22 protein-coding genes are annotated in these 22,386 nt (G+C 55.5%); 13 read left to right on the forward strand and 9 right to left on the reverse strand.

Annotated elements, in window-relative coordinates; translation table 11 throughout:
- Positions 1-4 precede the first annotated feature (4 nt).
- The 5 genes from cyoB (at position 5) to KVT28_RS07180 (ending at position 5,324) form a co-directional block, all read left to right on the forward strand.
- Positions 5-1,987: a cytochrome o ubiquinol oxidase subunit I gene (gene cyoB, locus KVT28_RS07160; protein ID WP_101762427.1), complete on the forward strand. Its 1,983-nt coding sequence runs from the start codon at positions 5-7 to the stop codon at positions 1,985-1,987.
- Positions 1,987-2,601 carry a cytochrome o ubiquinol oxidase subunit III gene (locus KVT28_RS07165; RefSeq protein ID WP_007886985.1) on the forward strand — a complete coding sequence of 205 codons (615 nt, stop codon included), beginning with the start codon at positions 1,987-1,989 and terminating at the stop codon, positions 2,599-2,601. Before cyoB ends, KVT28_RS07165 begins: the two co-directional genes overlap by 1 nt.
- A complete protein-coding gene (locus KVT28_RS07170) occupies positions 2,601-2,930 on the forward strand; it encodes a cytochrome o ubiquinol oxidase subunit IV (protein ID WP_007886986.1) in 330 nt (109 codons plus the stop codon). Before KVT28_RS07165 ends, KVT28_RS07170 begins: the two co-directional genes overlap by 1 nt.
- Before the next feature lie 11 nt (positions 2,931-2,941).
- On the forward strand, positions 2,942-3,829 hold the full coding sequence (cyoE, locus tag KVT28_RS07175) for a heme o synthase (protein ID WP_008103945.1): 888 nt from the start codon (positions 2,942-2,944) through the stop codon (positions 3,827-3,829).
- 130 nt (positions 3,830-3,959) lie between these two features.
- Complete coding sequence (locus tag KVT28_RS07180) at positions 3,960-5,324, forward strand: MFS transporter (protein WP_192236709.1); 1,365 nt, start codon at positions 3,960-3,962, stop codon at positions 5,322-5,324.
- A gap of 33 nt (positions 5,325-5,357) precedes the next feature.
- Here KVT28_RS07180 and adhP read toward each other — a convergent pair whose 3' ends face one another.
- Both adhP and KVT28_RS07190 read right to left on the reverse strand, forming a co-directional pair.
- Positions 5,358-6,392: an alcohol dehydrogenase AdhP gene (gene adhP / locus KVT28_RS07185; RefSeq protein ID WP_217547567.1), complete on the reverse strand. Its 1,035-nt coding sequence runs from the start codon at positions 6,390-6,392 to the stop codon at positions 5,358-5,360.
- A gap of 36 nt (positions 6,393-6,428) precedes the next feature.
- A complete protein-coding gene (locus tag KVT28_RS07190; protein WP_192414023.1) occupies positions 6,429-7,949 on the reverse strand; it encodes an aldehyde dehydrogenase family protein in 1,521 nt (506 codons plus the stop codon).
- Between the two features lie 275 nt (positions 7,950-8,224).
- On the opposite strand from KVT28_RS07190, the gene KVT28_RS07195 reads away from it, so the two are divergent.
- The gene (locus KVT28_RS07195; RefSeq protein ID WP_217547382.1) at positions 8,225-9,997 is read left to right on the forward strand and encodes a sigma-54-dependent Fis family transcriptional regulator; all 1,773 of its coding nucleotides are present in this window, start codon (positions 8,225-8,227) and stop codon (positions 9,995-9,997) included.
- Here the strand turns inward: KVT28_RS07195 and KVT28_RS07200 are convergent.
- On the reverse strand, positions 9,994-10,485 hold the full coding sequence (locus KVT28_RS07200; protein WP_101762432.1) for a YajQ family cyclic di-GMP-binding protein: 492 nt from the start codon (positions 10,483-10,485) through the stop codon (positions 9,994-9,996). The two genes, KVT28_RS07195 and KVT28_RS07200, sit on opposite strands and share 4 nt — an antisense overlap.
- A 125-nt stretch (positions 10,486-10,610) precedes the next feature.
- On the opposite strand from KVT28_RS07200, the gene panE reads away from it, so the two are divergent.
- Together panE and yajL are read left to right on the forward strand one after the other, a co-directional pair.
- Positions 10,611-11,531, forward strand: coding sequence for a 2-dehydropantoate 2-reductase (gene panE / locus KVT28_RS07205; protein WP_217547384.1), 921 nt, complete (start codon positions 10,611-10,613; stop codon positions 11,529-11,531).
- Entirely contained in the window at positions 11,485-12,093 is a 609-nt protein-coding gene (gene yajL, locus KVT28_RS07210) for a protein deglycase YajL (protein WP_217547386.1), read from the forward strand. The genes panE and yajL overlap by 47 nt, the downstream gene beginning before the upstream one ends.
- Positions 12,094-12,207: 114 nt before the next feature.
- Here the strand turns inward: yajL and thiI are convergent, their stop codons facing one another.
- Positions 12,208-13,656: a tRNA uracil 4-sulfurtransferase ThiI gene (gene thiI / locus KVT28_RS07215; protein ID WP_110867750.1), complete on the reverse strand. Its 1,449-nt coding sequence runs from the start codon at positions 13,654-13,656 to the stop codon at positions 12,208-12,210.
- Positions 13,657-13,893: 237 nt separating this feature from the next.
- On the opposite strand from thiI, the gene xseB reads away from it, so the two are divergent.
- The 4 genes from xseB to KVT28_RS07235 all read left to right on the forward strand — a co-directional run bounded on the left by xseB (position 13,894) and on the right by KVT28_RS07235 (position 17,986).
- Positions 13,894-14,136, forward strand: a complete 243-nt coding sequence (gene xseB, locus KVT28_RS07220; protein WP_217547389.1) for an exodeoxyribonuclease VII small subunit — start codon at positions 13,894-13,896, stop codon at positions 14,134-14,136.
- Positions 14,136-15,035 (forward strand): (2E,6E)-farnesyl diphosphate synthase, encoded by a 900-nt coding sequence (gene ispA, locus KVT28_RS07225; protein ID WP_217547391.1) that lies wholly within the window; start codon positions 14,136-14,138, stop codon positions 15,033-15,035. Before xseB ends, ispA begins: the two co-directional genes overlap by 1 nt.
- 19 nt (positions 15,036-15,054) lie before the next feature.
- A complete protein-coding gene (gene dxs / locus KVT28_RS07230; RefSeq protein ID WP_101762438.1) occupies positions 15,055-16,920 on the forward strand; it encodes a 1-deoxy-D-xylulose-5-phosphate synthase in 1,866 nt (621 codons plus the stop codon).
- Positions 16,921-17,011: 91 nt separating this feature from the next.
- Positions 17,012-17,986, forward strand: a complete 975-nt coding sequence (locus KVT28_RS07235) for an aldo/keto reductase (protein ID WP_217547393.1) — start codon at positions 17,012-17,014, stop codon at positions 17,984-17,986.
- Positions 17,987-18,152: 166 nt separating this feature from the next.
- Here the strand turns inward: KVT28_RS07235 and thiL are convergent, their stop codons facing one another.
- The 5 genes from thiL to nrdR form a co-directional block, all read right to left on the reverse strand.
- Positions 18,153-19,130 carry a thiamine-phosphate kinase gene (gene thiL / locus KVT28_RS07240; RefSeq protein ID WP_101762440.1) on the reverse strand — a complete coding sequence of 326 codons (978 nt, stop codon included), beginning with the start codon at positions 19,128-19,130 and terminating at the stop codon, positions 18,153-18,155.
- A gap of 46 nt (positions 19,131-19,176) precedes the next feature.
- The gene (nusB, locus tag KVT28_RS07245) at positions 19,177-19,596 is read right to left on the reverse strand and encodes a transcription antitermination factor NusB (protein WP_007887007.1); all 420 of its coding nucleotides are present in this window, start codon (positions 19,594-19,596) and stop codon (positions 19,177-19,179) included.
- A gap of 19 nt (positions 19,597-19,615) precedes the next feature.
- Positions 19,616-20,086 (reverse strand): 6,7-dimethyl-8-ribityllumazine synthase, encoded by a 471-nt coding sequence (gene ribE, locus KVT28_RS07250; protein ID WP_007887008.1) that lies wholly within the window; start codon positions 20,084-20,086, stop codon positions 19,616-19,618.
- Positions 20,087-20,176: 90 nt separating this feature from the next.
- Complete coding sequence (ribD, locus tag KVT28_RS07255) at positions 20,177-21,280, reverse strand: bifunctional diaminohydroxyphosphoribosylaminopyrimidine deaminase/5-amino-6-(5-phosphoribosylamino)uracil reductase RibD (RefSeq protein ID WP_217547396.1); 1,104 nt, start codon at positions 21,278-21,280, stop codon at positions 20,177-20,179.
- Positions 21,281-21,283: 3 nt separating this feature from the next.
- The gene (gene nrdR, locus KVT28_RS07260) at positions 21,284-21,733 is read right to left on the reverse strand and encodes a transcriptional regulator NrdR (protein ID WP_008103978.1); all 450 of its coding nucleotides are present in this window, start codon (positions 21,731-21,733) and stop codon (positions 21,284-21,286) included.
- A 205-nt stretch (positions 21,734-21,938) separates the two neighbouring features.
- On the opposite strand from nrdR, the gene lysM reads away from it, so the two are divergent.
- Positions 21,939-22,379, forward strand: a complete 441-nt coding sequence (gene lysM, locus KVT28_RS07265) for a peptidoglycan-binding protein LysM (RefSeq protein ID WP_101762442.1) — start codon at positions 21,939-21,941, stop codon at positions 22,377-22,379.
- The last annotated feature ends 7 nt before the right edge of the window (positions 22,380-22,386 follow it).

Raw genomic sequence — 22,386 nt, forward strand, 5'->3', positions numbered from 1 at the left:
TACGATGTTCGGAAAATTAACACTGGATGCAGTGCCATACCACGAACCCATTATCGTGGTTACGGTCGCCGCTATCATCTTAGGTGGTCTGGCGCTGGTTGCTGCGATTACCTACTTTGGTAAGTGGCAGTACCTGTGGTCAGAATGGTTCACCTCCATTGACCACAAAAAACTGGGTATCATGTACATCATCATGGCTTTCGTCATGTTGCTGCGCGGCTTTGCCGATGCGGTAATGATGCGTACCCAACAAGTGATGGCTTCCGCTGGGGAAGCCGGCATACTACCGCCGCACCACTACGACCAGATCTTCACCGCTCACGGCGTGATCATGATCTTCTTCGTGGCGATGCCGTTCGTGGTAGGTCTGATGAACATCGCGGTACCGCTGCAAATCGGTGCTCGTGACGTTGCCTTCCCGTTCCTGAACAACCTGAGCTTCTGGTTTACCGCGATCGGTGTGATCCTGGTGAACATCTCTCTGGGTGTGGGCGAGTTCGCACAGACCGGCTGGTTGGCTTATCCGCCGCTTTCGGGTGCGGAGTACAGTCCTGGCGTCGGGGTCGATTACTGGATCTGGAGTCTCCAGCTGTCCGGTATCGGTACGACACTGACCGGTATCAACTTCTTCGTTACCATTCTGAAGATGCGTGCGCCGGGCATGGACCTGTTCAAAATGCCGGTATTCACCTGGGCATCACTGTGTACTAACGTCCTGATCATCGCTGCGTTCCCGGTACTGACCGTTACGCTGGCACTGTTGACGCTTGACCGTTACCTTGGCTTCCATTTCTTCACCAATGAAATGGGCGGTAACATGATGATGTACGTCAACCTGATTTGGGTCTGGGGTCACCCGGAAGTGTACATCCTGGTTCTGCCGGTGTTTGGTGTCTTCGCTGAAGTCACGGCGACCTTCTCTAAAAAGCGTCTGTTCGGTTACACCTCTCTGGTGTGGGCGACCATCGCGATTACCGTTCTGTCGTTCATTGTTTGGCTGCACCACTTCTTCACCATGGGTGCGGGCGCGAACGTAAACGCCTTCTTCGGTATCATGACGATGATCATCGCTATCCCGACCGGCGTGAAAATCTTCAACTGGCTGTTCACCATGTATCAGGGTCGCGTTGAGTTCCACTCAGCGATGCTGTGGACCATCGGCTTCCTGGTTACCTTCTCTATTGGTGGTATGACAGGTGTTCTGCTGGCGGTTCCAGGTGCGGACTTCATTCTGCACAACAGCCTGTTCCTGATCGCGCACTTCCATAACGTGATTATCGGTGGTGTGGTGTTCGGTTGTATGGCTGGCGTGACCTACTGGTTCCCGAAAGCGTTCGGCTTCACGCTGAATGAAAAATGGGGTATCCGCGCGTTCTGGTTCTGGATCATCGGCTTCTTCGTGGCATTCATGCCGCTGTATGCGCTGGGCTTCATGGGCATGACGCGTCGTATCAGCCAGGATATCGATCCTCAGTTCCACTCACTGCTGGTGGTTGCAGCAGGCGGTGCGGCGCTGATCGCTTGCGGTATCCTGTGCCAGGTTACCCAGTTCTACGTTTCTGTGCGTGACCGCGACCAGAACCGTGATCTGACCGGTGACCCGTGGGGTGGACGTACGCTGGAGTGGGCAACCTCTTCACCGCCGCCGTTCTACAACTTTGCTGTTATCCCGCATATCCATGAGCGCGATGCGTTCTGGGAAATGAAAGAGAAAGGCGAAGCGTACAAGCAGCCAGAAAAATATGAAGAAATTCATATGCCGAAAAACAGTGGCGCAGCTGTTGTTATCGCGGCTCTGATGACTGTATTCGGTTTCGCCATGATCTGGCATATCTGGTGGCTGGCTGGCCTCACCTTCGTGGGCACCATCATCACCTGGATTGTGAAGAGCTTCGATGAAGACGTGGATTACTACGTACCGGTTGCTGAAGTCGAGCAGATCGAGAAGAAGCACTTTGACGAAATCAGCAAAGCAGGTCTGAAATAATGTCAACTGAAACTGCAAAACACCACCACGACGCCCATGCGGAGCATGGGCATCACGATGCAGGAGCCAATAAAGTCTTTGGCTTCTGGATCTACCTGATGAGTGACTGCATTATCTTCGCAACCCTGTTTGCGACCTATGCAGTTATGGTCAATAACACTGCCGGTGGCCCGGCAGGTAAAGACATCTTCGAACTGCCGTTCGTTCTGGTCGAAACCGCGCTGCTGCTGCTCAGCTCCATTACCTATGGTATGGCAGTGATTGCGATGAACAACCAGAACAAGGGCTCGGTCATCAGCTGGTTAGCGTTGACCTTCCTGTTCGGTGCTGGCTTTATCGGCATGGAAATCTATGAATTCCATCACCTGATCAAAGAAGGCTTCGGTCCTGATCGCAGCGGCTTCCTGTCAGCGTTCTTTACGCTGGTCGGCACGCACGGTCTGCACGTGACCTCTGGCCTGATCTGGATGGCAGTGATGATGTTCCAGATTTCTAAACGTGGTCTGACTGCAACCAACCGCACCCGTATCATGTGCCTGAGCTTGTTCTGGCACTTCCTGGATGTGGTTTGGATCTGCGTATTCACCGTTGTCTACCTGATGGGAGCCATGTAATGAGTCATTCTGTTAACGAACATGGCGCTTCTCACGGTAGCGTGAAGTCTTACATGATCGGCTTCGTCCTCTCTATCATCCTGACCGGTATTCCGTTCTGGATGGTCATGGATGGCGGCGCTTCACACGGCACTATTCTGGGTGTGGTTCTGGTGTGTGCGGTAGTTCAGGTGCTGGTTCACCTGGTCTACTTCCTGCACTTAGACAGCAAATCAGAAGGTGGCTGGAACATGGTGGCCATTGTCTTCTCAGCACTCATCATCTTGATTGTTGTCGTAGGCTCACTGTGGATTATGTGGAACCTCAACTACAACATGATGGCCCACTAAAGAGTCGCGTAATGATTAAGCAATACCTGCAAGTAACAAAACCAGGAATTATTTTCGGCAATTTAATTTCTGTGATCGGTGGATTCCTGCTGGCTTCGAAAGGCAGCATTGATTACACCCTGTTTCTCGCCTCGCTGGTTGGCGTATCGCTGGTTGTCGCATCAGGTTGTGTTTTCAACAACGTGATTGACCGCGATATCGACATCAAAATGGAGAGAACGCGGAACCGTGTTCTGGTCAAAGGCCTGATCTCGGCGAAAGTAAGCCTGGTTTATGCAACCGCATTGGGTATTGCTGGCTTTGCGTTGCTGTATTTCGGCGCTAACCCGCTGGCCATGTGGCTGGCGGTGATGGGCTTCGTGGTTTACGTAGGCGTTTATAGCCTCTATATGAAGCGTAACTCTGTCTACGGCACGCTGATTGGTAGTCTCTCTGGCGCTGCGCCGCCGGTGATTGGCTACTGCGCAGTGACCAACCAGTTTGATGCTGGCGCGTTGATTTTACTGGCTATCTTTAGCCTGTGGCAGATGCCGCACTCCTATGCGATTGCCATCTTCCGCTTTAAAGATTACCAGGCTGCCAACATCCCGGTTCTGCCAGTGGTGAAAGGCATTTCGGTGGCAAAAAATCATATTACGCTATATATCCTGGCGTTCATGATTGCCACACTGATGCTGACCCTTGGCGGTTACGCGGGCTACAAATATCTGGTGGTGGCTGCGGCCGTTAGCGTGTGGTGGCTCGGCATGGCGCTTTCAGGTTACAAAACCTCAAACGATAAAGTTTGGGCACGTAAACTGTTTGTGTTCTCGATTGTCGCTATCACCGCTCTGAGCGTAATGATGTCCGTTGATTTCATGACGCCAGCGTCGAAGGATTTACTGACTTACGTCTGGTAATTCAGCTCCGCAAAACCAGAAAGGGCGCGAATTTCGCGCCCTTTCTTTTTGTTACCACTGCTTAAGAACAAATGTTTTACCCGCCCTGCCCTGCTGCCTAAAATGGGCGCAGTATAATTTTGAGGTAAACATGAACGACAATAAAATGACGCCAGTAGAGCTTCGTGCTACATGGGGTTTAGGTACCGTTTTTTCCCTGCGCATGCTGGGAATGTTTATGGTCTTGCCGGTACTCACCACGTACGGCATGGCGTTACAGGGCGCCAGTGAAACACTGATTGGGTTCGCAATCGGTATCTATGGTTTGGCACAAGCCATCTTCCAGATTCCTTTTGGTCTGCTCTCCGATCGCGTCGGCCGAAAGCCGCTGATCGTTGGCGGGCTGCTGCTGTTCGTTTTCGGCAGCGTTATCGCCGCCACCTCCGACACCATTTGGGGCGTGATTTTAGGCCGCGCGTTACAAGGCTCCGGCGCGATTGCCGCCGCGGTAATGGCGTTGCTGTCAGATTTAACCCGTGAACAAAACCGCACTAAGGCGATGGCGTTTATCGGCATCAGCTTTGGCGTCACTTTTGCTATTGCGATGGTAGTTGGCCCGATTGTCACCCACGCACTCGGCTTGCACGCGCTGTTCTGGATGATCGCCATCCTCGCGACGCTGGGCATCGTCATCACCTTATTAGTGGTGCCGAACGCACCAAACCACGTATTGAACCGCGAATCCGGGATGGTGAAAGGCAGTATCCGCGCGGTATTGACCAATCCAAAACTGTTAAAACTGAATATCGGCATTCTCTGCCTGCACATTCTGCTGATGTCGAGCTTCGTGGCGCTGCCGGGACAGTTTGAACAAGCCGGTTTACCGGCGGCCGAGCACTGGAAAGTCTATCTGGTGACGATGTTGGTGGCCTTTGTTGCCGTGGTGCCTTTCATTATCTATGCCGAAGTGAAGCGCCGCATGAAGCGCGTGTTTGTCGGCTGCGTGGCGATCATCATCATTGCAGAAATCGTATTGTGGGGCGCGGCAGGCCACTTCTGGACGCTGGTTATTGGCGTGCAGCTGTTCTTCCTCGCCTTCAACCTGATGGAAGCGATTCTGCCATCACTGATCAGCAAAGAGTCGCCGCCGGGCTACAAAGGCACCGCGATGGGCATCTACTCCACCAGCCAGTTCATTGGTGTGGCGATTGGCGGCAGCATGGGCGGATGGATCTATGGTCATGTTGATGCCCAAACCGTGTTCCTGGTCGGTGCGATTGTCGCGGCTGCCTGGCTGTTTGTGGCGATGTCGATGCAGGAACCGCCTTACGTCAGCAGCCTGCGCATTATGCTCAGCGATGCGGTGCTGGCGGTGCCGAATCTGGAGAAGCGTTTGAAAGCGCAGCCCGGCGTGGCGTCGGTGTTTATCGTGCCAGAAGAGAAAAGTGCTTACATCAAAATCGACAGTAAAGTGACGAGCCGCGTCGAACTCGAAGCGCTGCTCGCCAGCTGCTAAATGACCAGCCCGACCATCGCGTCGGGCTTTTTGTTACAGCGACATATCCACCACGATGCGCCCTTCAATCTTGCCAGCGTGCATCCGCGCGAAGATATCGTTGATGTTAGTCAGCGGTTCTACCGCTACGGTGGCTTTCACCTTGTGACGACCGGCGAAATCCAGCGCTTCCTGCAGATCTTTGCGCGTCCCGACGATGGAACCGCGCACCGTAATGCCGTCCAACACCATATCGAAAATCGACAGATCGAATTTGCCCGGCGGCAATCCGTTCAGCACCATGGTGCCGCCACGACGCAGCGTACCAATCGCCTGTTCGAACGCTTTTGGTGAAACCGCCGTGACCAGCACGCCATGCGCACCGCCAAAACTCTCCTGGAACACCTTGGCCGGATCGACATTTTTCGCATTCGCCACCACGCTGGCACCGAGACGTTTAGCGAACGCCAGTTTCTCATCATCAATATCCACCGCCGCCACGTTCAGACCCATGGCAACCGCGTACTGCACCGCCATATGCCCTAAACCGCCAATACCGGAAATCACCACCCAATCGCCGGGTTTGGTGTCGGTCATTTTCAGCCCTTTATACACGGTGACGCCGGCACAGAGGATTGGCGCGATTTCGTTGTAATCGACGTTATCCGGAATGATGCCGACATAGTTGGCATCGGCGAGGCAGTATTCCGCGAAGCTGCCATTCACTGAGTAACCGGCATTTTGCTGCGACAGACACAGCGTTTCCCAGCTATCGAGACAGTGTTCGCAGTGACCGCACGCCGAATAGAGCCATGGCACACCGACGCGATCGCCCATTTTCAGGTGCTTAACGCCCTCGCCGAGCGCCACAACCTGGCCCACACCTTCGTGGCCCGGAATAAACGGCGGAATGGGTTTAATCGGCCAGTCGCCTTCGGCCGCGTGAAGATCGGTATGGCACACGCCGGTAGCCGCAATTTTCACTAAAATCTGCCCCGGCCCGACCTGCGGCACCGGCACCTGCTCAATCACTAACGGTTCACCAAAAGCCTTCACAACAGCGGCTTTCATGGTGGTTTTGATTTGCATATTCATCTTTCACTCTCCATTTGAACGGATGCGGACTTAGAACAGGCCCAAAGGCGCGGTGCCATAGCTAACCAGCAGATTTTTGGTTTGTTGATAGGCGCTGAGCGCCATTTTGTGCGTCTCACGGCCTACACCCGACTGCTTGTAACCGCCGAATGCCGCGTGAGCGGGATAGATGTGATAACAGTTGGTCCAGACGCGCCCGGCTTTGATGCCGCGTCCCATGCGATAAGCCAGATTGGTATCGCGCGTCCACACGCCCGCACCAAGACCGAACTGGGTTTCGTTGGCGATGGCGAGCGCTTCTGCCTCATCCTTAAAGGTGGTAACACCAATCACCGGCCCAAAAATCTCCTCCTGGAAACAGCGCATCTGGTTGGTTCCTTTGATTAAGGTCGGCTGAATGTAGAATCCATCATTCAGCTCGGTGGCCATGCTGGCGCGATCGCCACCGGTGAGAATCTGCCCGCCTTCGTCGCGTGCGATGTTGATATACGACAGGATTTTATCGAATTGCTGGCGTGAAGCCTGCGCACCAATCATGGTGTCGCTATCGAGCGGATCGCCGCGACGGATGTTCGCCACCTTGGCCATCACGCGATCCATAAAGGGTTGATAGATCGATTCATGAATCAAGGCGCGCGATGGACAGGTACAGACTTCACCCTGATTGAAGAAACCGAGTACTAACCCTTCCACCGCCTTCTCAATAAACTCGTCCTCACCATCCATCACATCAGCGAAGTAGATATTCGGCGACTTGCCGCCCAGCTCGACGGTGCAGGGAATGATGTTTTCAGCAGCGCAGGCCATAATGTGGCGCCCCACCGGCGTTGAACCGGTGAAAGCGATTTTGGCGATGCGTTTGCTGGTCGCCAGCGCTTCACCCGCTTCACGACCAAAGCCCTGCACCACATTCAACACGCCAGCCGGGAACAGATCGCCAATCATCTCCATCAGCAGCGTAATGCCCAGCGGCGTCTGTTCCGCCGGTTTCAGCACGACACAGTTGCCCGCCGCCAGCGCTGGCGCCAGTTTCCACGCCGCCATTAACAGCGGGAAGTTCCACGGAATGATTTGCCCAACCACGCCGAGCGGTTCATGAAAGTGATATGCCACGGTGGTTTCATCAATCTCCGCGGTGCTGCCCTCTTGCGCACGCAGGCAACCGGCGAAGTAACGGAAGTGATCCACCGCCAGCGGAAGATCGGCGTTCAGGGTTTCGCGAATCGGTTTACCGTTATCCCAGCTCTCCGCTACCGCCAGTTTTTCGAGATTGGCCTCAATGCGATCCGCCACCTGCAACAGGATGTTGGCGCGATGCTGCACGCTGGTTTTTCCCCAGGCATCGGCCGCCTGATGCGCCGCATCCAACGCTAAATCGATATCGCGCGCATCCGAACGCGGGAACTGCGCGATATCGCTGCCATTCACTGGCGAGGTGTTAGTGAAGTATTGGCCGCTGAGCGGCTCGACGAATTTGCCCGCAATGTAGTTGCCGTAAATCGCCTGGAATGAAACCAAAGCGCCGGGCGTACCGGGATGTGCATAACGCATCGCAAACTCCTTTATGTAGGGTCAGATATTCTGAAGGCTCAGTCGCCTTCCAGAAAACGTGCTGTCAGAGGAGCTATTGCAGCGGGCGTGCCAGCTTTTTTCATCAGACGATATTTCATTAAAAAACCAATATCATCATTAAGTTAAGAGCCGCCGCACAACATGACCTGGCTATGTTGTGCAGAAAAGTTCACCATCTGTGTTGCGTATCGCAACAGTACAGAAACCGACCCGCTACAATGTCGCAACACTTTCGCTTGGGCATGAGGTCATCAATGCAGGGACATCCATCCGCGTCTGCCGTTAACGCCAATCCGCTATTAAGCGACTCCTGGTTCCGTAGCCAGCTGTATGGTCTCGATCGCACCGCCGATGATTTTCCGCGTGTTCGTCAGGGTGAACTGGCCGATGTGCTTGCCAGCAATGCCGGGCTGCAGCAATTCGCGCAGCCGGTGATCAAACAGCTGGCGCAGAAGCTGGCCGAGAAGCAATCGGTGGTGATTTTGTCGGATGCCACCGGTTTGGTGCTCAATACCTTTGGCGATATGCCCTCGCTGGAAAAAGCCCAACGTTATGCGCTGGCGCCGGGTAATTTATGGAGTGAATGCGGGCGTGGCACCAATGCGATTGGCACCGCGCTGGCGATTGATGATGGCTGCGAGATTCAAGGTCATCAGCACTTCCTGACGCTCAATCAAGGTTTGTACTGTGCGGCGATGCCGCTGCAAATGCCCAACGGTCAGATTGCTGGCGTGCTGGATATTTCCGGCCCGGCGCACTTCCCGCATCCGCAGACCTTTAGCTGGGTGAAAGCGGCGGCGAAACAGATCGAATATTTGTGGGTGAAGCAGAGCCTGCATCCGCAGCAATGGTTGATGAGCCTGCATCTGCAGCCGCAGGGCATCGATACCAGCGATGAACTGCTGCTGGTGTTCTCGGATAACGTCCTGACCGCCGCCAATCGTCTGGCGATGCGCGAACTGGCGCTGAGCGTCGGGCAACTCGGCAGCGTGACCTTTCAACAACTGTTCCCGCAACAGCAGCAGCACGCCAACAGCATTCCCGCTCCGCTCGATTACGCCACGCAGCGCTACTATTTTCGCCTGCGAGCGCCGCAGCGCAGCCATTTTGCCACGCCGAGTGAACCCGCCAGCGAGCTGCCTTTCTCACTGGGGCGCAATGGCGAGAAGATGGTGCGACTGCTCAATGCCGGCGTTTCACTGTGCATTCACGGCGAAACCGGCAGCGGCAAAGAGTATGTCAGCCGCGCACTGCATCAGCAAAGCCGCTGGCGCGAAGGCAAATTCGTTGCCATTAACTGCGCGGCCATCCCCGAAGCGCTGATTGAATCTGAGCTGTTTGGCTATCAACCCGGCGCGTTCACCGGCGCGAGCAAGAATGGTTACATCGGCAAAATCCGTGAAGCGGATGGCGGCGTGCTGTTCCTTGATGAAATTGGCGATATGCCGCTGGCACTACAAACCCGCTTGCTACGCGTGTTGCAGGAGAAAGAGGTGGCGCCGCTCGGATCCAGCCGCAGCTGGCCGGTGAATTTCGCGGTGATCAGCGCCACGCACCGCGATTTGGCACAGCGCGTGGCCGAAGGCGAATTCCGCGAAGATTTGCTCTATCGCCTGCAGGAATTCTCGATGACCATTCCGCCGCTCCGCGCCTGGCCGGATGTGGAAGGTTTTATCCGTCGATTATGGCTGGAGCTGGGCGGCGCGGATCGCGATATTCAGCTCTCACCTGCGCTGTTGACGGCTCTGGCGCAGCTGCCGTGGCCGGGTAACGTGCGGCAATTGCGCAGCTTGTTACGCGTGCTGTTGGCACTGGCGGATGAAGGTGAAGAAGTGACAGAGGTCCATTTACCGGCAGAGTATCGGCGTGCGGCGGTGCAGCCACAGTCCGATCGGCAGAGTCATGATAGGCGGTTGATCAGCGAAACGCTGCAGCGCTTCAATGGTAATATCAGTAAAACGGCGGAAGCCTTAGGCGTCGCGCGCAGCACGCTTTATCGTCGTGCGGCGCGCGACAAACGCGATTAGTCGCGGAAGTTTTTGAACTGGAAAGGCTGACCGAGGTTGCCACCGCGCACCAGCGCCATCGCACCTTGCAGGTCGTCGCGTGACTTACCGGTTACGCGCAGTTCTTCACCCTGAATCTGCGTCTGCACTTTCAGCTTGCTGTCTTTAATCAGCTTCACCAGCTTTTTCGCGATATCGCTTTCGATACCTTTCTTCAGCTTGGCTTCCACCGACCAGCTTTTACCGCTGTGCACGATCTCTTCTGGCACTTCAATCGCTGCGCCTTCAATGCCACGCTTCAGCAGCTTTTCGCGCAGAATATCCACCAGCTGCTTGACCTGGAAATCAGATTCGCTGCTGAGTTTGATGGTCTCATTCTTTTCGTTGAGCTCAATGGTTGCACTCACGTTACGGAAATCGAAACGAGTTGAGATCTCGCGGTTCGCATTCTCCACGGCATTTCGCACTTCCGACAATTCGACTTCGGAAACGATATCGAAAGATGGCATCTTTTCTTCTCCTGATACTAAAGTGACATGCATAATACGCGTCTTGTGGCGCTAATAAAACACGATACGCGGAAAGCTATACTTACCCGTAACGTGAAAACAGGAACCCGCCCACGGGAGGCAAAATGAAAATTACCGTGTTGGGGTGTGGCGCCTTAGGTCAAATTTGGCTCGCCGCTCTCGCCCGTCAGGGACATGAGGTGCAGGGCTGGTTACGTGTACCGCAGCCCTATTGCTCAGCCAACGTAGTCGATCCGCAAGGCCATGTGAGCAATCACACCTTTATTGCCAATGATCCGCTGTTCCTCGCCGAAAGCCAGCTGTTACTGGTGACGCTCAAAGCGCCCCAGGTTTCACCTGCGGTGAAAAATCTGCAAAGCGTGCTGCCGACGCACGCGCCAATTCTGCTGCTGCATAACGGCATGGGAACGTTGGAAGAGCTGAAAGATTTGCGTCAGCCGCTGTTGCGCGGCATCACCACGCACGCGGCAATGCGCGACGGCACGGTGATTAAGCATATTGCGCACGGCATCACCCATATCGGCCCTGCTAATCGTGAGAGCGCCGCACTGAGCGATATCGCCGATATTCTGCATCAGGCGCTGCCGGATGTGGCCTGGCATGACAACATCGCCGCCGCCAGCTGGCGCAAGCTGGCAATCAACTGCGTGATCAATCCGATGACCGTTGAGCACGATTGCCAGAACGGGGCGCTGCGCGCCTGGCCGGAACAAGTCGCGCTGCTGTGCGAAGAGATCGCCTGGGTGATGGAGCGCGAAGGCCAGCACATGGCGGTGGATAATCTGCGCGACATCATTTACGACGTGATCGAGAGCACCGCCGCCAATACCTCATCAATGTTGCAGGATGTGCGTGCGCAGCGTCTGACCGAAATTGATTACATCACCGGCTACCTGTTGCGTCGCGCCCGCGCGCAGGGCATTTCACTGCCGGAAAACACCCGTTTGTACGATCTGATTAAACGTAAGGAGTCCCACTATGAGCGCGAACGCATCGGTTCTGGTTTGCCTGGCACATGGAAGTGAAGAGACCGAAGCGGTCACCACTATCGATTTGCTGGTACGCGGCGGATTAAGCGTCACCACCGCCAGCGTGGAGAGCGATGGCACGCGTGAGATCGTCTGTTCGCGCGGCGTGCGTCTGCTGGCGGATGCGCATTTGGTAGAGGTGGCGGATAACGACTACGACGCGATTGTGCTGCCCGGCGGTTTGAAAGGCGCGCAGACCTTCCGCGACAGCCCGCTGCTGGTGGAAACCGTGCGCCAGTTCCATCTCTCCAGCAAGATTGTGGCGGCGATTTGTGCCGCGCCGGGCACGGTTTTGGTCGCGCACAATCTGTTTCCCGTCGGCAATATGACCGGTTTTCCCGGCCTGCGTGACACCATTCCCGACAGCAAATGGATGGAGCGCCGCGTGGTGTGGGATCCGCGCGTTAATCTGCTGACCAGCCAGGGACCGGGCACCGCAATGGATTTTGCGTTGAAGCTGATTGATTTGCTGGTGAATAAAGAGACCGCGCGTGAAGTGGCTTCACAGCTGGTGTTAGCAGCAGGGATTTATAATTATCAGGAGTTTGAAGAGCGGTAACGTTGTTACAACAAGCTGCACATGATTGTAGCGGCGCAATTAATTGCGCATTTCACTGCAACGCTGATGCCGCATGAAATACGCGTGATTCATCGCGCCGCTACGGTTTATCGCTTATGGACGATAAACCTTCACGTTTTTGAAGCCCTGCTCATGCAGATAGAGCGCCTGCAAGCGACTCATCACACCGCGATCGCAATACAGCAGCCAGGTTTTACTCTGGTCCAGGTCGCCAAACTGGGTGCTGAGTTTGTAGAACGCCAGAGTTTTTACTTCAACGCCTTCGACGATCAGCGGATTCGCCTCCTGCTCATCGGCCGAACGGATATCCAGCACCACGTCGTTGCTGATGAAGGAGTCAACGGTTTCAACTTCCACCACTTCTTCCTCCGTCTGCTCGGCGATTTCACGGATATCGACGTTGCTGGCTTCCTGCACCACGCGATGAAGGATCTCGAAATCGAAGTTTTGCTCTTCCGCTTCAATCTTGCCCTTCACCGCTTTAACGGTTGGGCTTTTCGAAATCACGCCGCAATATTCTGGCATGGTGCGGGCAAAATCTTCGGTGCCGATCTTACGCGCCACATCAATGATGTGCTCTTTGTCATGGGAGATCAGCGGACGAAGAATCAGCGTATCGGAGGCGTTATCGATCAAACGCAGGTTGGTCAGCGTCTGGCTGGAAACCTGGCCCAGCGCTTCGCCGGTCACCAGCGCCTGCACGCCGTAACGTTCCGCCACCATTGACGCCGCACGCACCATCATACGCTTCAGCACCACGCCCATTTGGCCGTCGTCCACTTTCTCCAGAATCTCACCGACTACCGGCTCGAAGTTGATCGCTACGAAACGTACGCGGTGTGAGCGACCAAAGCGCTGCCACAGGTAGTGTGCAACCTGGCGCACGCCAATCTCGTGTGCCGCACCGCCAAGGTTGAAGAAGCAGTAATGCACGCGGCAGCCGCGACGCATCAGCATGTAGCTCGAGACGCCAGAATCGAAACCACCGGAAATCAGTGACAGAACATCTTCCTGGGTACCAATCGGGAATCCGCCTAAGCCTTCATAGCGTGCGGTGATCAGCAACAGGCGATCGTCGTCGATCTCCAGATTCACCGTTTCTTCCGGACGATTGAGCTGCACGCGCGCGCTGGCGATGTGTTGGTTAAGGCCGCCGCCAACGTAGCGTTCCACGTCCTGCGAGCTGAAGCTGTGCTTGCCGCGACGCTTGACGCGCACGCAGAAGCTTTTGCCTTCCAGACGCTCGCGGTTCAGCACCAGCGTCTGCTCGAAGATGTCGTGCATATCGGTGTAGGCGCGATCTTCCACCGCCAGCACATGGTGAATGCCCGGAATGCGCGTCAGTTCGGTGACAAGGGTCTCGCGCAGCGACTCATTCTTAGAACGCACTTCAATGTGGTCCCAATGGCGCACGACTTTAATCTCTTCATCCACGGTGCGCAGAATATTACGAATGCTACTGGAGAGAATTTTGATAAAGCGCAGACGTACCGACTGACTTTTGATGGTGATTTCTGGAAACAGCTTGACGATAAACTTCATGGCGACAGGGGTTCGTTTGGACAAATAAGTGCTAAAAGCATCGGCACTTAACTGTTAAAATCATATAATTGCGGGTTAATTCAGGAGCCCCCGCATCCGAGGCGCAAAAGTATATCACCTTTGCCGGGTGACTGCTTTAAGCAACCTTCATCACATTCATTATTTTGCTAATTAATCCTCGTCAGCTACCATGACCGATTGCAAGATGATCTCCTAACCTGTGAGTCGACACTGATTATGCCGAAAAAAGCCGAAGCGCCTGCCAGTTTTGAAAGCGCATTAGAGCAGCTGGAACAGATTGTTACCCGCCTGGAAAGTGGCGAGCTGCCGTTAGAGCAGGCGCTGAACGAATTTGAACGCGGCGTACAATTGGCACGTACCGGTCAGCAAACCCTGCAGCAGGCAGAGCAGCGTGTGCAAATTCTGCTTAGCGATGAGAAAGATGCCGCCCTCGCCCCTTTTACCCCGGAAAATGAGTAATGGATTTTGCTAAACTGCTGAGCGCTTACCATCAACGCGTTAATCAGGCATTGACGCGCTTAATAGATCCACTTCCTTTTCAGAGTTCTCCTCTGGTGAATGCCATGGAGTATGGGGCATTATTAGGCGGTAAGCGTCTGCGTCCCTTTCTGGTGTACGCAACAGGCGAAATGCTGAAGGCCGATGCCGCCAGCCTCGATGTGCCGGCTGCGGCCGTGGAATGCATCCATGCTTATTCCCTGATTCATGACGATCTGCCGGCGATGGACGACGATGCGTTACGCCGCGGGCAGCCAACCTGCCATATTAAATATGGTGAAGACACGGCGATTCTCGCCGGCGATGCTCTGCAAACTTTGGCCTTTTCGATTCTGGCCGACCAGTCGATGCCTGGCGTCAGCGCCGACGCGCGTATTGCGATGATTTCCGAACTGGCGCAGGCCAGCGGCGTGGCAGGCATGTGCGGCGGTCAGGCACTGGATTTGGCAGCGGAAGGCAAAAGCATCGGTCTGGCGCAGCTGGAACAGATTCACCGCCATAAAACCGGCGCGTTAATTCGCGCCGCGGTACGTCTTGGCGCATTAGCCGCCGGCGATCGTGGCCGCGCCGCGATGCCGCTACTGGATACCTACGCCAATGCCATCGGACTGGCGTTTCAGGTGCAGGATGACATCCTCGATGTGGTCGGCGATACCGCCGTGTTAGGAAAAACACAGGGCGCGGATCAGGCATTGGGTAAAAGCACCTATCCTTCATTGATGGGGCTGGAAAATGCCCGCAGTAAAGCCTGGGATCTTTATCAAGAGGCGCTCGGCGCGCTCGATATTCTGGCGGCACAGTCTTACAACACACTCGCCTTACAAGCGCTGGCAAGCTTCATAATTGAACGCGATAAATAACTTTCATAATGAGTCTCTGATGAGTTTTGATATTGCAAAATACCCGACACTGGCGTTAGCCAACACGGTTCAGGAATTACGTTTATTACCGAAAGAAAAACTTCCGGAGCTGTGTGACGAACTGCGTCAGTATCTGCTGGATAGCGTGAGCCGATCTTCCGGCCACTTTGCATCGGGTCTGGGCGTCGTCGAGCTAACAGTGGCGCTGCATTATGTTTATAACACCCCCTTTGATCATCTGGTGTGGGACGTGGGACATCAGGCCTATCCGCACAAAATTCTGACCGGACGCCGCGATCGTATCGGCACCATCCGCCAGAAAAATGGCCTGCATCCGTTCCCGTGGCGCGGTGAGAGTGAGTACGACGTGCTGAGCGTAGGTCACTCCTCCACCTCGATCAGCGCCGGGCTCGGCATGGCTGTTGCCGCCGAACGTGAAGGCAAAGGCCGCCGCACCGCCTGTATTATTGGCGATGGCGCGATAACCGCTGGCATGGCGTTTGAAGCCATGAACCACGCCGGTGACATCAAGCCGGATATGCTGGTGATCCTCAACGACAACGAGATGTCGATCTCCGAGAACGTGGGTGCACTCAACAATCGCCTGGCACAGATTCTCTCCGGGAAAACCTATTCACGCCTGCGCGAAGGCGGCAAGCGTGTATTGGGCGGTTTGCCGCCGATTAAAGAGCTGGTGAAGCGCACAGAAGAGCACCTGAAAGGCATGGTGGTGCCGGGTACGCTGTTTGAAGAGCTGGGCTTTAACTACATCGGCCCGGTAGATGGTCACGACGTGCTGACGCTGGTGAGCACGCTGAAGAACATGCGCGATCTGAAAGGTCCGCAGTTCCTGCACATCATGACCAAAAAGGGCAAAGGTTATGCCCCGGCGGAAGAAGATCCGATTACCTGGCATGCGGTACCGAAGTTCGATCCCGCCAGCCTGGCGCTGCCGAAAAGCGTGCCGGGCTTGCCAAGCTACTCGAAGATTTTCGGCAACTGGCTGAGCGAAATGGCGGCTGACGATCCGCGCCTGATGGCGGTCACGCCAGCGATGCGCGAAGGTTCGGGCATGGTGAGTTACTCACGCGACTATCCGCAGCAATATTTTGATGTGGCGATTGCCGAGCAGCACGCGGTAACGTTCGCGGCGGGTATGGCGATTGGTGGTTACAAACCGGTTGTGGCGATCTACTCGACCTTCCTGCAGCGCGCCTACGATCAGCTGATCCACGATGTCGCCATCCAGAAATTGCCGGTGCTGTTTGCTATCGATCGCGGCGGTATTGTCGGCGCGGATGGTCAAACTCATCAGGGCGCATTTGATATCGCGTTCTTACGCTGCGTGCCAGAGATGGTGATCATGACGCCAAGCGATGAAAACGAATGTCGTCTGATGCTTTATACCGGATATCACTATCAGGATGGCCCAAGTGCGGTGCGTTACCCGCGCGGTACCGGCACCGGCGCAACGCTGGAACCGCTGGCGAGCTTGCCGCTGGGCAAAGGTATAGTGAAGCGTCGCGGCGAAAAGCTGGCGATCCTTAACTTCGGTACTTTGCTGCCAGAAGCCGCTGCCGCTGCGGAAGCGCTGAATGCCACGCTGGTGGATATGCGTTTTGTGAAGCCACTCGATGAAGCACTGATTGCCGAGCTGGCGGCCAGCCACGATTCGCTGGTTACGCTGGAAGAAGGCGCCATCAAAGGCGGCGCCGGCAGCGGTGTCAACGAGTACGTGATGGCAAAACGCTTGCGCGTGCCAGTGCTCAACCTCGGCCTGCCGGATGAGTTCATCCCGCAAGGTACGCAGGAAGAAGTACGTCAGGATTATCAGCTGGATGCCGCCGGTATTCAGCAGCAAATCACTGACTGGCTCGCCCAGTAATCTGCCCGACTCGCTCACCGCCCGGTGAGCGAGCCTGCTGCTATGCTTAGGGAACGATTTCCCTCAAGCATAAGAGCAGGAGCCCAAATAGATGAAAATTATTCCCCTATGCCAAACCGACTTACAGGTTTCACGTCTCTGTTTAGGCTGCATGACTTACGGCGATCCCACGCGCGGCAATCACGCGTGGACGCTGCCTGAAGAGAGCAGCCGACCGTTGATCAAGCAGGCGCTGGAGGCCGGCATCAACTTCTTCGATACCGCTAACAGCTATTCCGATGGCAGCAGCGAAGAGATCGTGGGCCGGGCGCTGAAAGATTTTGCCCGCCGCGATCAGGTTGTGGTCGCCACCAAGGTCTATTTCCCGCTGAGTAATCTGTCACAAGGCTTGTCGCGTCAGAATATCCTGCAATCGATTGATGACAGCCTGACGCGCCTTGGTATGGAATATGTCGATCTGCTGCAGATTCACCGCTGGGATTACGCCACGCCGATTGAAGAGACGCTGGAAGCGCTGCATGAAGTGGTGAAATCCGGCAAGGCGCGTTACATCGGCGCATCATCAATGCACGCATCGCAGTTTGCTCAGGCGCTGGAACTGCAAAAGCAAAATAACTGGGCGCGCTTTGTCAGCATGCAGGATCAGTACAACCTGATTCAGCGTGAGGAAGAGAATGACATGCATCCGCTGTGTCAGCGCGAAGGGATCGCGGTGCTGCCGTGGAGCCCGCTGGCGCGCGGTAAACTCACGCGTCCATGGGGCGAAACCACCGCACGTTCGGTATCGGATAATGTGATGGAGAAGCTGTATACCGGCACCGAAGAGAACGATGCGGCAATTGCCGAGCGTCTGGCTAATGTAGCCGCCGATAAAGGCGTGACGCGCGCGCAGGTGGCGCTGGCGTGGCTATTACATAAACCGGCGGTCACCGCGCCGATCATTGGCGCTTCGCGCGAGCAACAGTTCGCCGAGCTGGTGAAAGCGGTGGATGTTGAATTAAGTGAGAATGAGATTGCCGAGCTGGAAACGGTATATCAACCGCATCCGGTGGTAGGGTTTGAGTAAGGTAGACCATTCCCCTCACCCCAGCCCTCTCCCGCAAGCGGGCGAGGGAGCAGAACGTGCAGTACCCACCTAATCGTTCCTTCTCTCACTTGTTGGAGCAGAACGAGCAGTCCCTACCTAATTGTCCCCTCTCCCACTTGTGGGAGAGGGTTAGGGTGAGGGCAATTTACTTCGCGCCGAAGTGATCAAACCCTTTCACATCTACACTGCGTGGCTTGCCGTTCTCCAGCAAACTCAGCCCTTCCGATTCGGGTGCAATCTGCCCAATACAGGTATAAGGCACACCAAAATGGCCGAGCGCCACGTCGATCGCGCCACGGTTCACTTCTGGCACGGTAAAGCACAGCTCGTAATCTTCGCCGCCGCTCAACGCCCATTTCAGCACCAGTTCAGGCTCGAAGTGATCGCGCAGGGCAGCTGAAAGCGGTAACGCGTCGAGATTGATGCGAGCGCCAACGCGGCTGGCGGTCAGCACATGGCCGAGATCGGAAATCAGGCCATCAGAGATATCGATCGCCGAGGTTGCCAGCCCCCGCAGCGCCTGGCCTTGCAGCACGCGCGGCATTGGACGCAAATGGCGTTTGATCAACGCTTCGTGCACCGCCGGATCGTTCAGGCGATGGCGATGCTGCAGCAGCGACAAACCGGCCGCGCTGTCACCCAAGGTGCCGGTGACAAAGATCCAGTCGCCTGGCTTCGCGCCCGAACGTTTCAGCGCCCTTCCCACTGGCACTAAACCGTGAATGCCGAGCGTCATGCTCAGCGGTCCGCGCGTGGTATCGCCACCAATCAGCTGCATATCGTAATAATCCAGCAGCTCAAACAGGCTGTCGCTAAAGGCCGCCACCCACGGTTCATCGATTTCAGGCAGCGTTAATGCCAGCGTCAGCCAGGCCGGATCGGCGCCCATGGCGGCTAAATCACTGAGATTAACGGCGACGGCTTTGTAGCCGAGATCGGCGGGATGGATATCACGTAAGAAGTGGACGCCTGCAACCAGCGTGTCGGTGCTGATGGCAAGTGTCTGTTTTTCTGGCACGTTAAGTAACGCGCAGTCGTCACCAATTCCTTTCTCCACATCGCGGCGGGAGCTGGTGACGCGGTTAAAGTAACGTGCAATCAGTTCGAATTCACCACAAGACATAAGTCAGGTCTCAATGAGAAAAAGGCCGGATAACCGGCCTTTAACGCTATTTTTTGTTTGGTCGAATTTGCGGGGCAGCTTTGTCGAGCACACCGTTGACGAATTTGTGGCTGTCTTCAGCACCAAACACTTTTGCCAACTCGATGCCTTCGTTGATGGCCACTTTATACGGCACATCAGAACGCTTGCTCAGCTCATACAGCGAAATACGCAGGATGGCTTTTTCTACCTGGCCCAGCTCTTCCAGCTGACGCGACAGGTAAGGCTTCATCAGACCGTCCAGGTACGCGCTGTTAGTCGCCACACCGGCCAGCAATTCGCGGAAATAGCTAATATCGACGTCTTTGACGTCTTGTTCCGCCAGAAACTGGTATTCCACATCGGCAATGTCGTTCTTAGACAGCTGCCAGGAGTAAAGCGCCTGGACAGCGCACTCACGGGCGCGACGACGAGCAGCAGGTTTCACAAAATTCCCCTTACAAAAATCAGGCTTTGATGGCTTTCAATACGTTGATCATTTCGAGTGCAGTCAGGGCCGCTTCGGCACCTTTATTACCTGCTTTCGTGCCGGCGCGTTCAATCGCCTGCTCGATATTTTCAGTGGTCAACACGCCGAAGGTCACCGGGATTTCGCTGGTCATCGCGACGTGCGCAATGCCCGAGCTGGCTTCACCGGCCACATATTCGAAATGTGCGGTGCCGCCACGGATGACAGTGCCCAACGCAACAATGGCGTCGTGCTTACCGGCTTTCGCCAGTGCGCGTGCTGCCAGCGGCAGTTCGTATGCACCTGGAACCCAGACAACGGTGATGTTATCTGCTTTCACCTGGCCGATGCGCTTAAGTGCGTCAATCGCGCCGTCCAGCAGGCTGTCATTAATGAAGTTGTTAAAACGCGCAATTACGATGGCAATGTTTGCATCAGGCGTGGCAACAGGAGCTTCGATAACTTTCATACATATCCTTTGGGTTGTTTTATGGCCCCGCAGAAGGGGGCGGATTCTATCATACTCTTTGGCGACGCGCTCAGGCTTTTCCGCGCGCTTTCAGCGCGGCGTCAGCGTCAGGCGCAGGTCCTCGCCAACCAAGCGCACATCGCTAAAATTCAGGGCCGGCGCATCGGCCAGCTGTTCCAGTCCGGGCAGCGTGCACAGGCCGCGTGCGGCATTTCCTAACAGCTTTGGCGCCATGTAAACAATCAGCTCATCCACCAGGCCCGCTTGCAGCAAAGCACCCGCTAATCCGGCACCCGCTTCCACCCACACGCTGTTGATCTGGCGCTGGCCGAGCAACATCATCATCGCGACCAAATCAAGCTGTTCACCACGCTGGGGCACCGCAATCTGGGTCACGCTGGCGGGCCACGCGTGTTGATCGGGCTCGCTGCGCATCAGCCAGGTTTCGCCTGGCTGGTCGATCAGTCGGTGTTGCGGCGTGACGCGCTGTTGGCTATCAATCACCACGCGCACCGGCTGACGCAGCTGGCTTTCATCAAGCTGCGCACGCACCTCTTCATTCAATTCACTCCAGCGTACCGTGAGCGACGAATTGTCAGCCAACACCGTGGCGCTGGTGCTAAGAATAGCTGAACTCTGGGCGCGTAAACGTTGCACATCGCGCCTTGCGGCCGCGGAGGTGATCCACTGACTTTCGCCACTCGCCATGGCGGTGCGGCCATCAAGGGATGCGCCGAGTTTCAGCTGGATCCACGGGAATCCGGTCCGCATACGTTTGAGAAAACCCCGGTTCAGCGCTTCCGCTTCGTTCATCATCAGGCCATGACTGACGTCGATGCCCGCCTGCTGTAAACGGTAGAGTCCACGTCCTGCCACCTGCGGATTGGGATCCTGCATCGCGGCGACCACGCGCGTCACGCCTGCGGCAATCAGCGCATCGCAGCACGGCGGCGTGCGTCCATGGTGGCTACAAGGTTCCAGCGTGACATACGCGGTTGCGCCAGCAGCTCGTTCGCCCGCCATACGCAGCGCATGCACTTCGGCATGCGGTTCGCCGGCGCGCTGATGCCAGCCTTCGCCGACAATCTCGCCCTCGCGCACAATCACGCAGCCGACGTTGGGGTTAGGTGTGGTGGTAAAGCGTCCGCGCCGCGCCAGTTCCAGCGCGCGCGCCATATAGCGTTCGTCAGTCATGGATTAGTCCTGTAGGCGGGCGATCTCTTCACCAAAATCGCGAATATCTTCGAAGCTGCGATAGACCGAGGCAAAGCGAATGTAGGCCACTTTATCGAGCTTTTTCAGCTCATCCATCACCAGATTGCCGATCAGTGCGCTTGGCACTTCGCGTTCACCGGTGGCACGCAGCTGAGTTTTAATATGATTGACCGCGCTTTCAACCGCATCGGCGCTGACGGGGCGTTTTTCCAGCGCCTTAATCATGCCGCTGCTGAGCTTGTCTTCATTGAAGGGTTCACGCACATCGTTGCTTTTTACCACGCGCGGCATCACCAACTCTGCCACTTCAAAGGTGGTAAAACGCTCATGACACACCAGACACTGACGACGGCGACGCACCGACGATCCTTCACTAACCAGACGAGAATCAATCACTTTGGTGTCCACAGCGGAGCAGAATGGGCAATGCATGAGGCTTCCTGATGCGAGATAAATAGGCCACACAGTGTAGCGCGATCGCGCCACAAAATGTATGTGTGTGGCACATAATGTGTGAATCCCCGTTTGTGACGTTAAGCCAAATGCAAGACATCACCTACATGACCACAGGCAAAAAACCACTACGCTTAAAGAGCCGCCAGCAAGGCGGCCAACATCATAAAAATCTGGAGGATGTATGGGTCTGTTTGATTTCGTGAAAGATGCTGGAGAAAAACTGTGGGATGCCGTCAGTGGCGGCGGCGACGATGCCAGCAAGAAATTGCAGGATCACATCAACAAACTCGGTTTGCCCGACAGCGATAAGGTCAAGGTGGATGTCAAAGGCGATACCGTTACTGTGACTGGTGATGGCATCTCTCAGGAGTTAAAAGAGAAGATTCTGGTGGCCGCCGGTAACGTCGCGGGCATCACCAAGGTGGATGACAAGGTCACCGCCAGCGATGCCGCTACGCCCGCGAAATTCTATACCGTGAAAAAAGGCGATACCTTGAGTGCGGTATCGAAAGAGGTCTACGGAAATCCTAATGAATACAACAAGATTTTCGAAGCGAACAAGCCAATGCTGACGCATCCTGATAAGATCTACCCTGGCCAGGTTTTACGAATTCCCGAATAAAGAAAGG

Source organism: Pantoea sp. GbtcB22, assembly GCF_019091025.1.
Classification (GTDB): domain Bacteria; phylum Pseudomonadota; class Gammaproteobacteria; order Enterobacterales; family Enterobacteriaceae; genus Pantoea; species Pantoea leporis.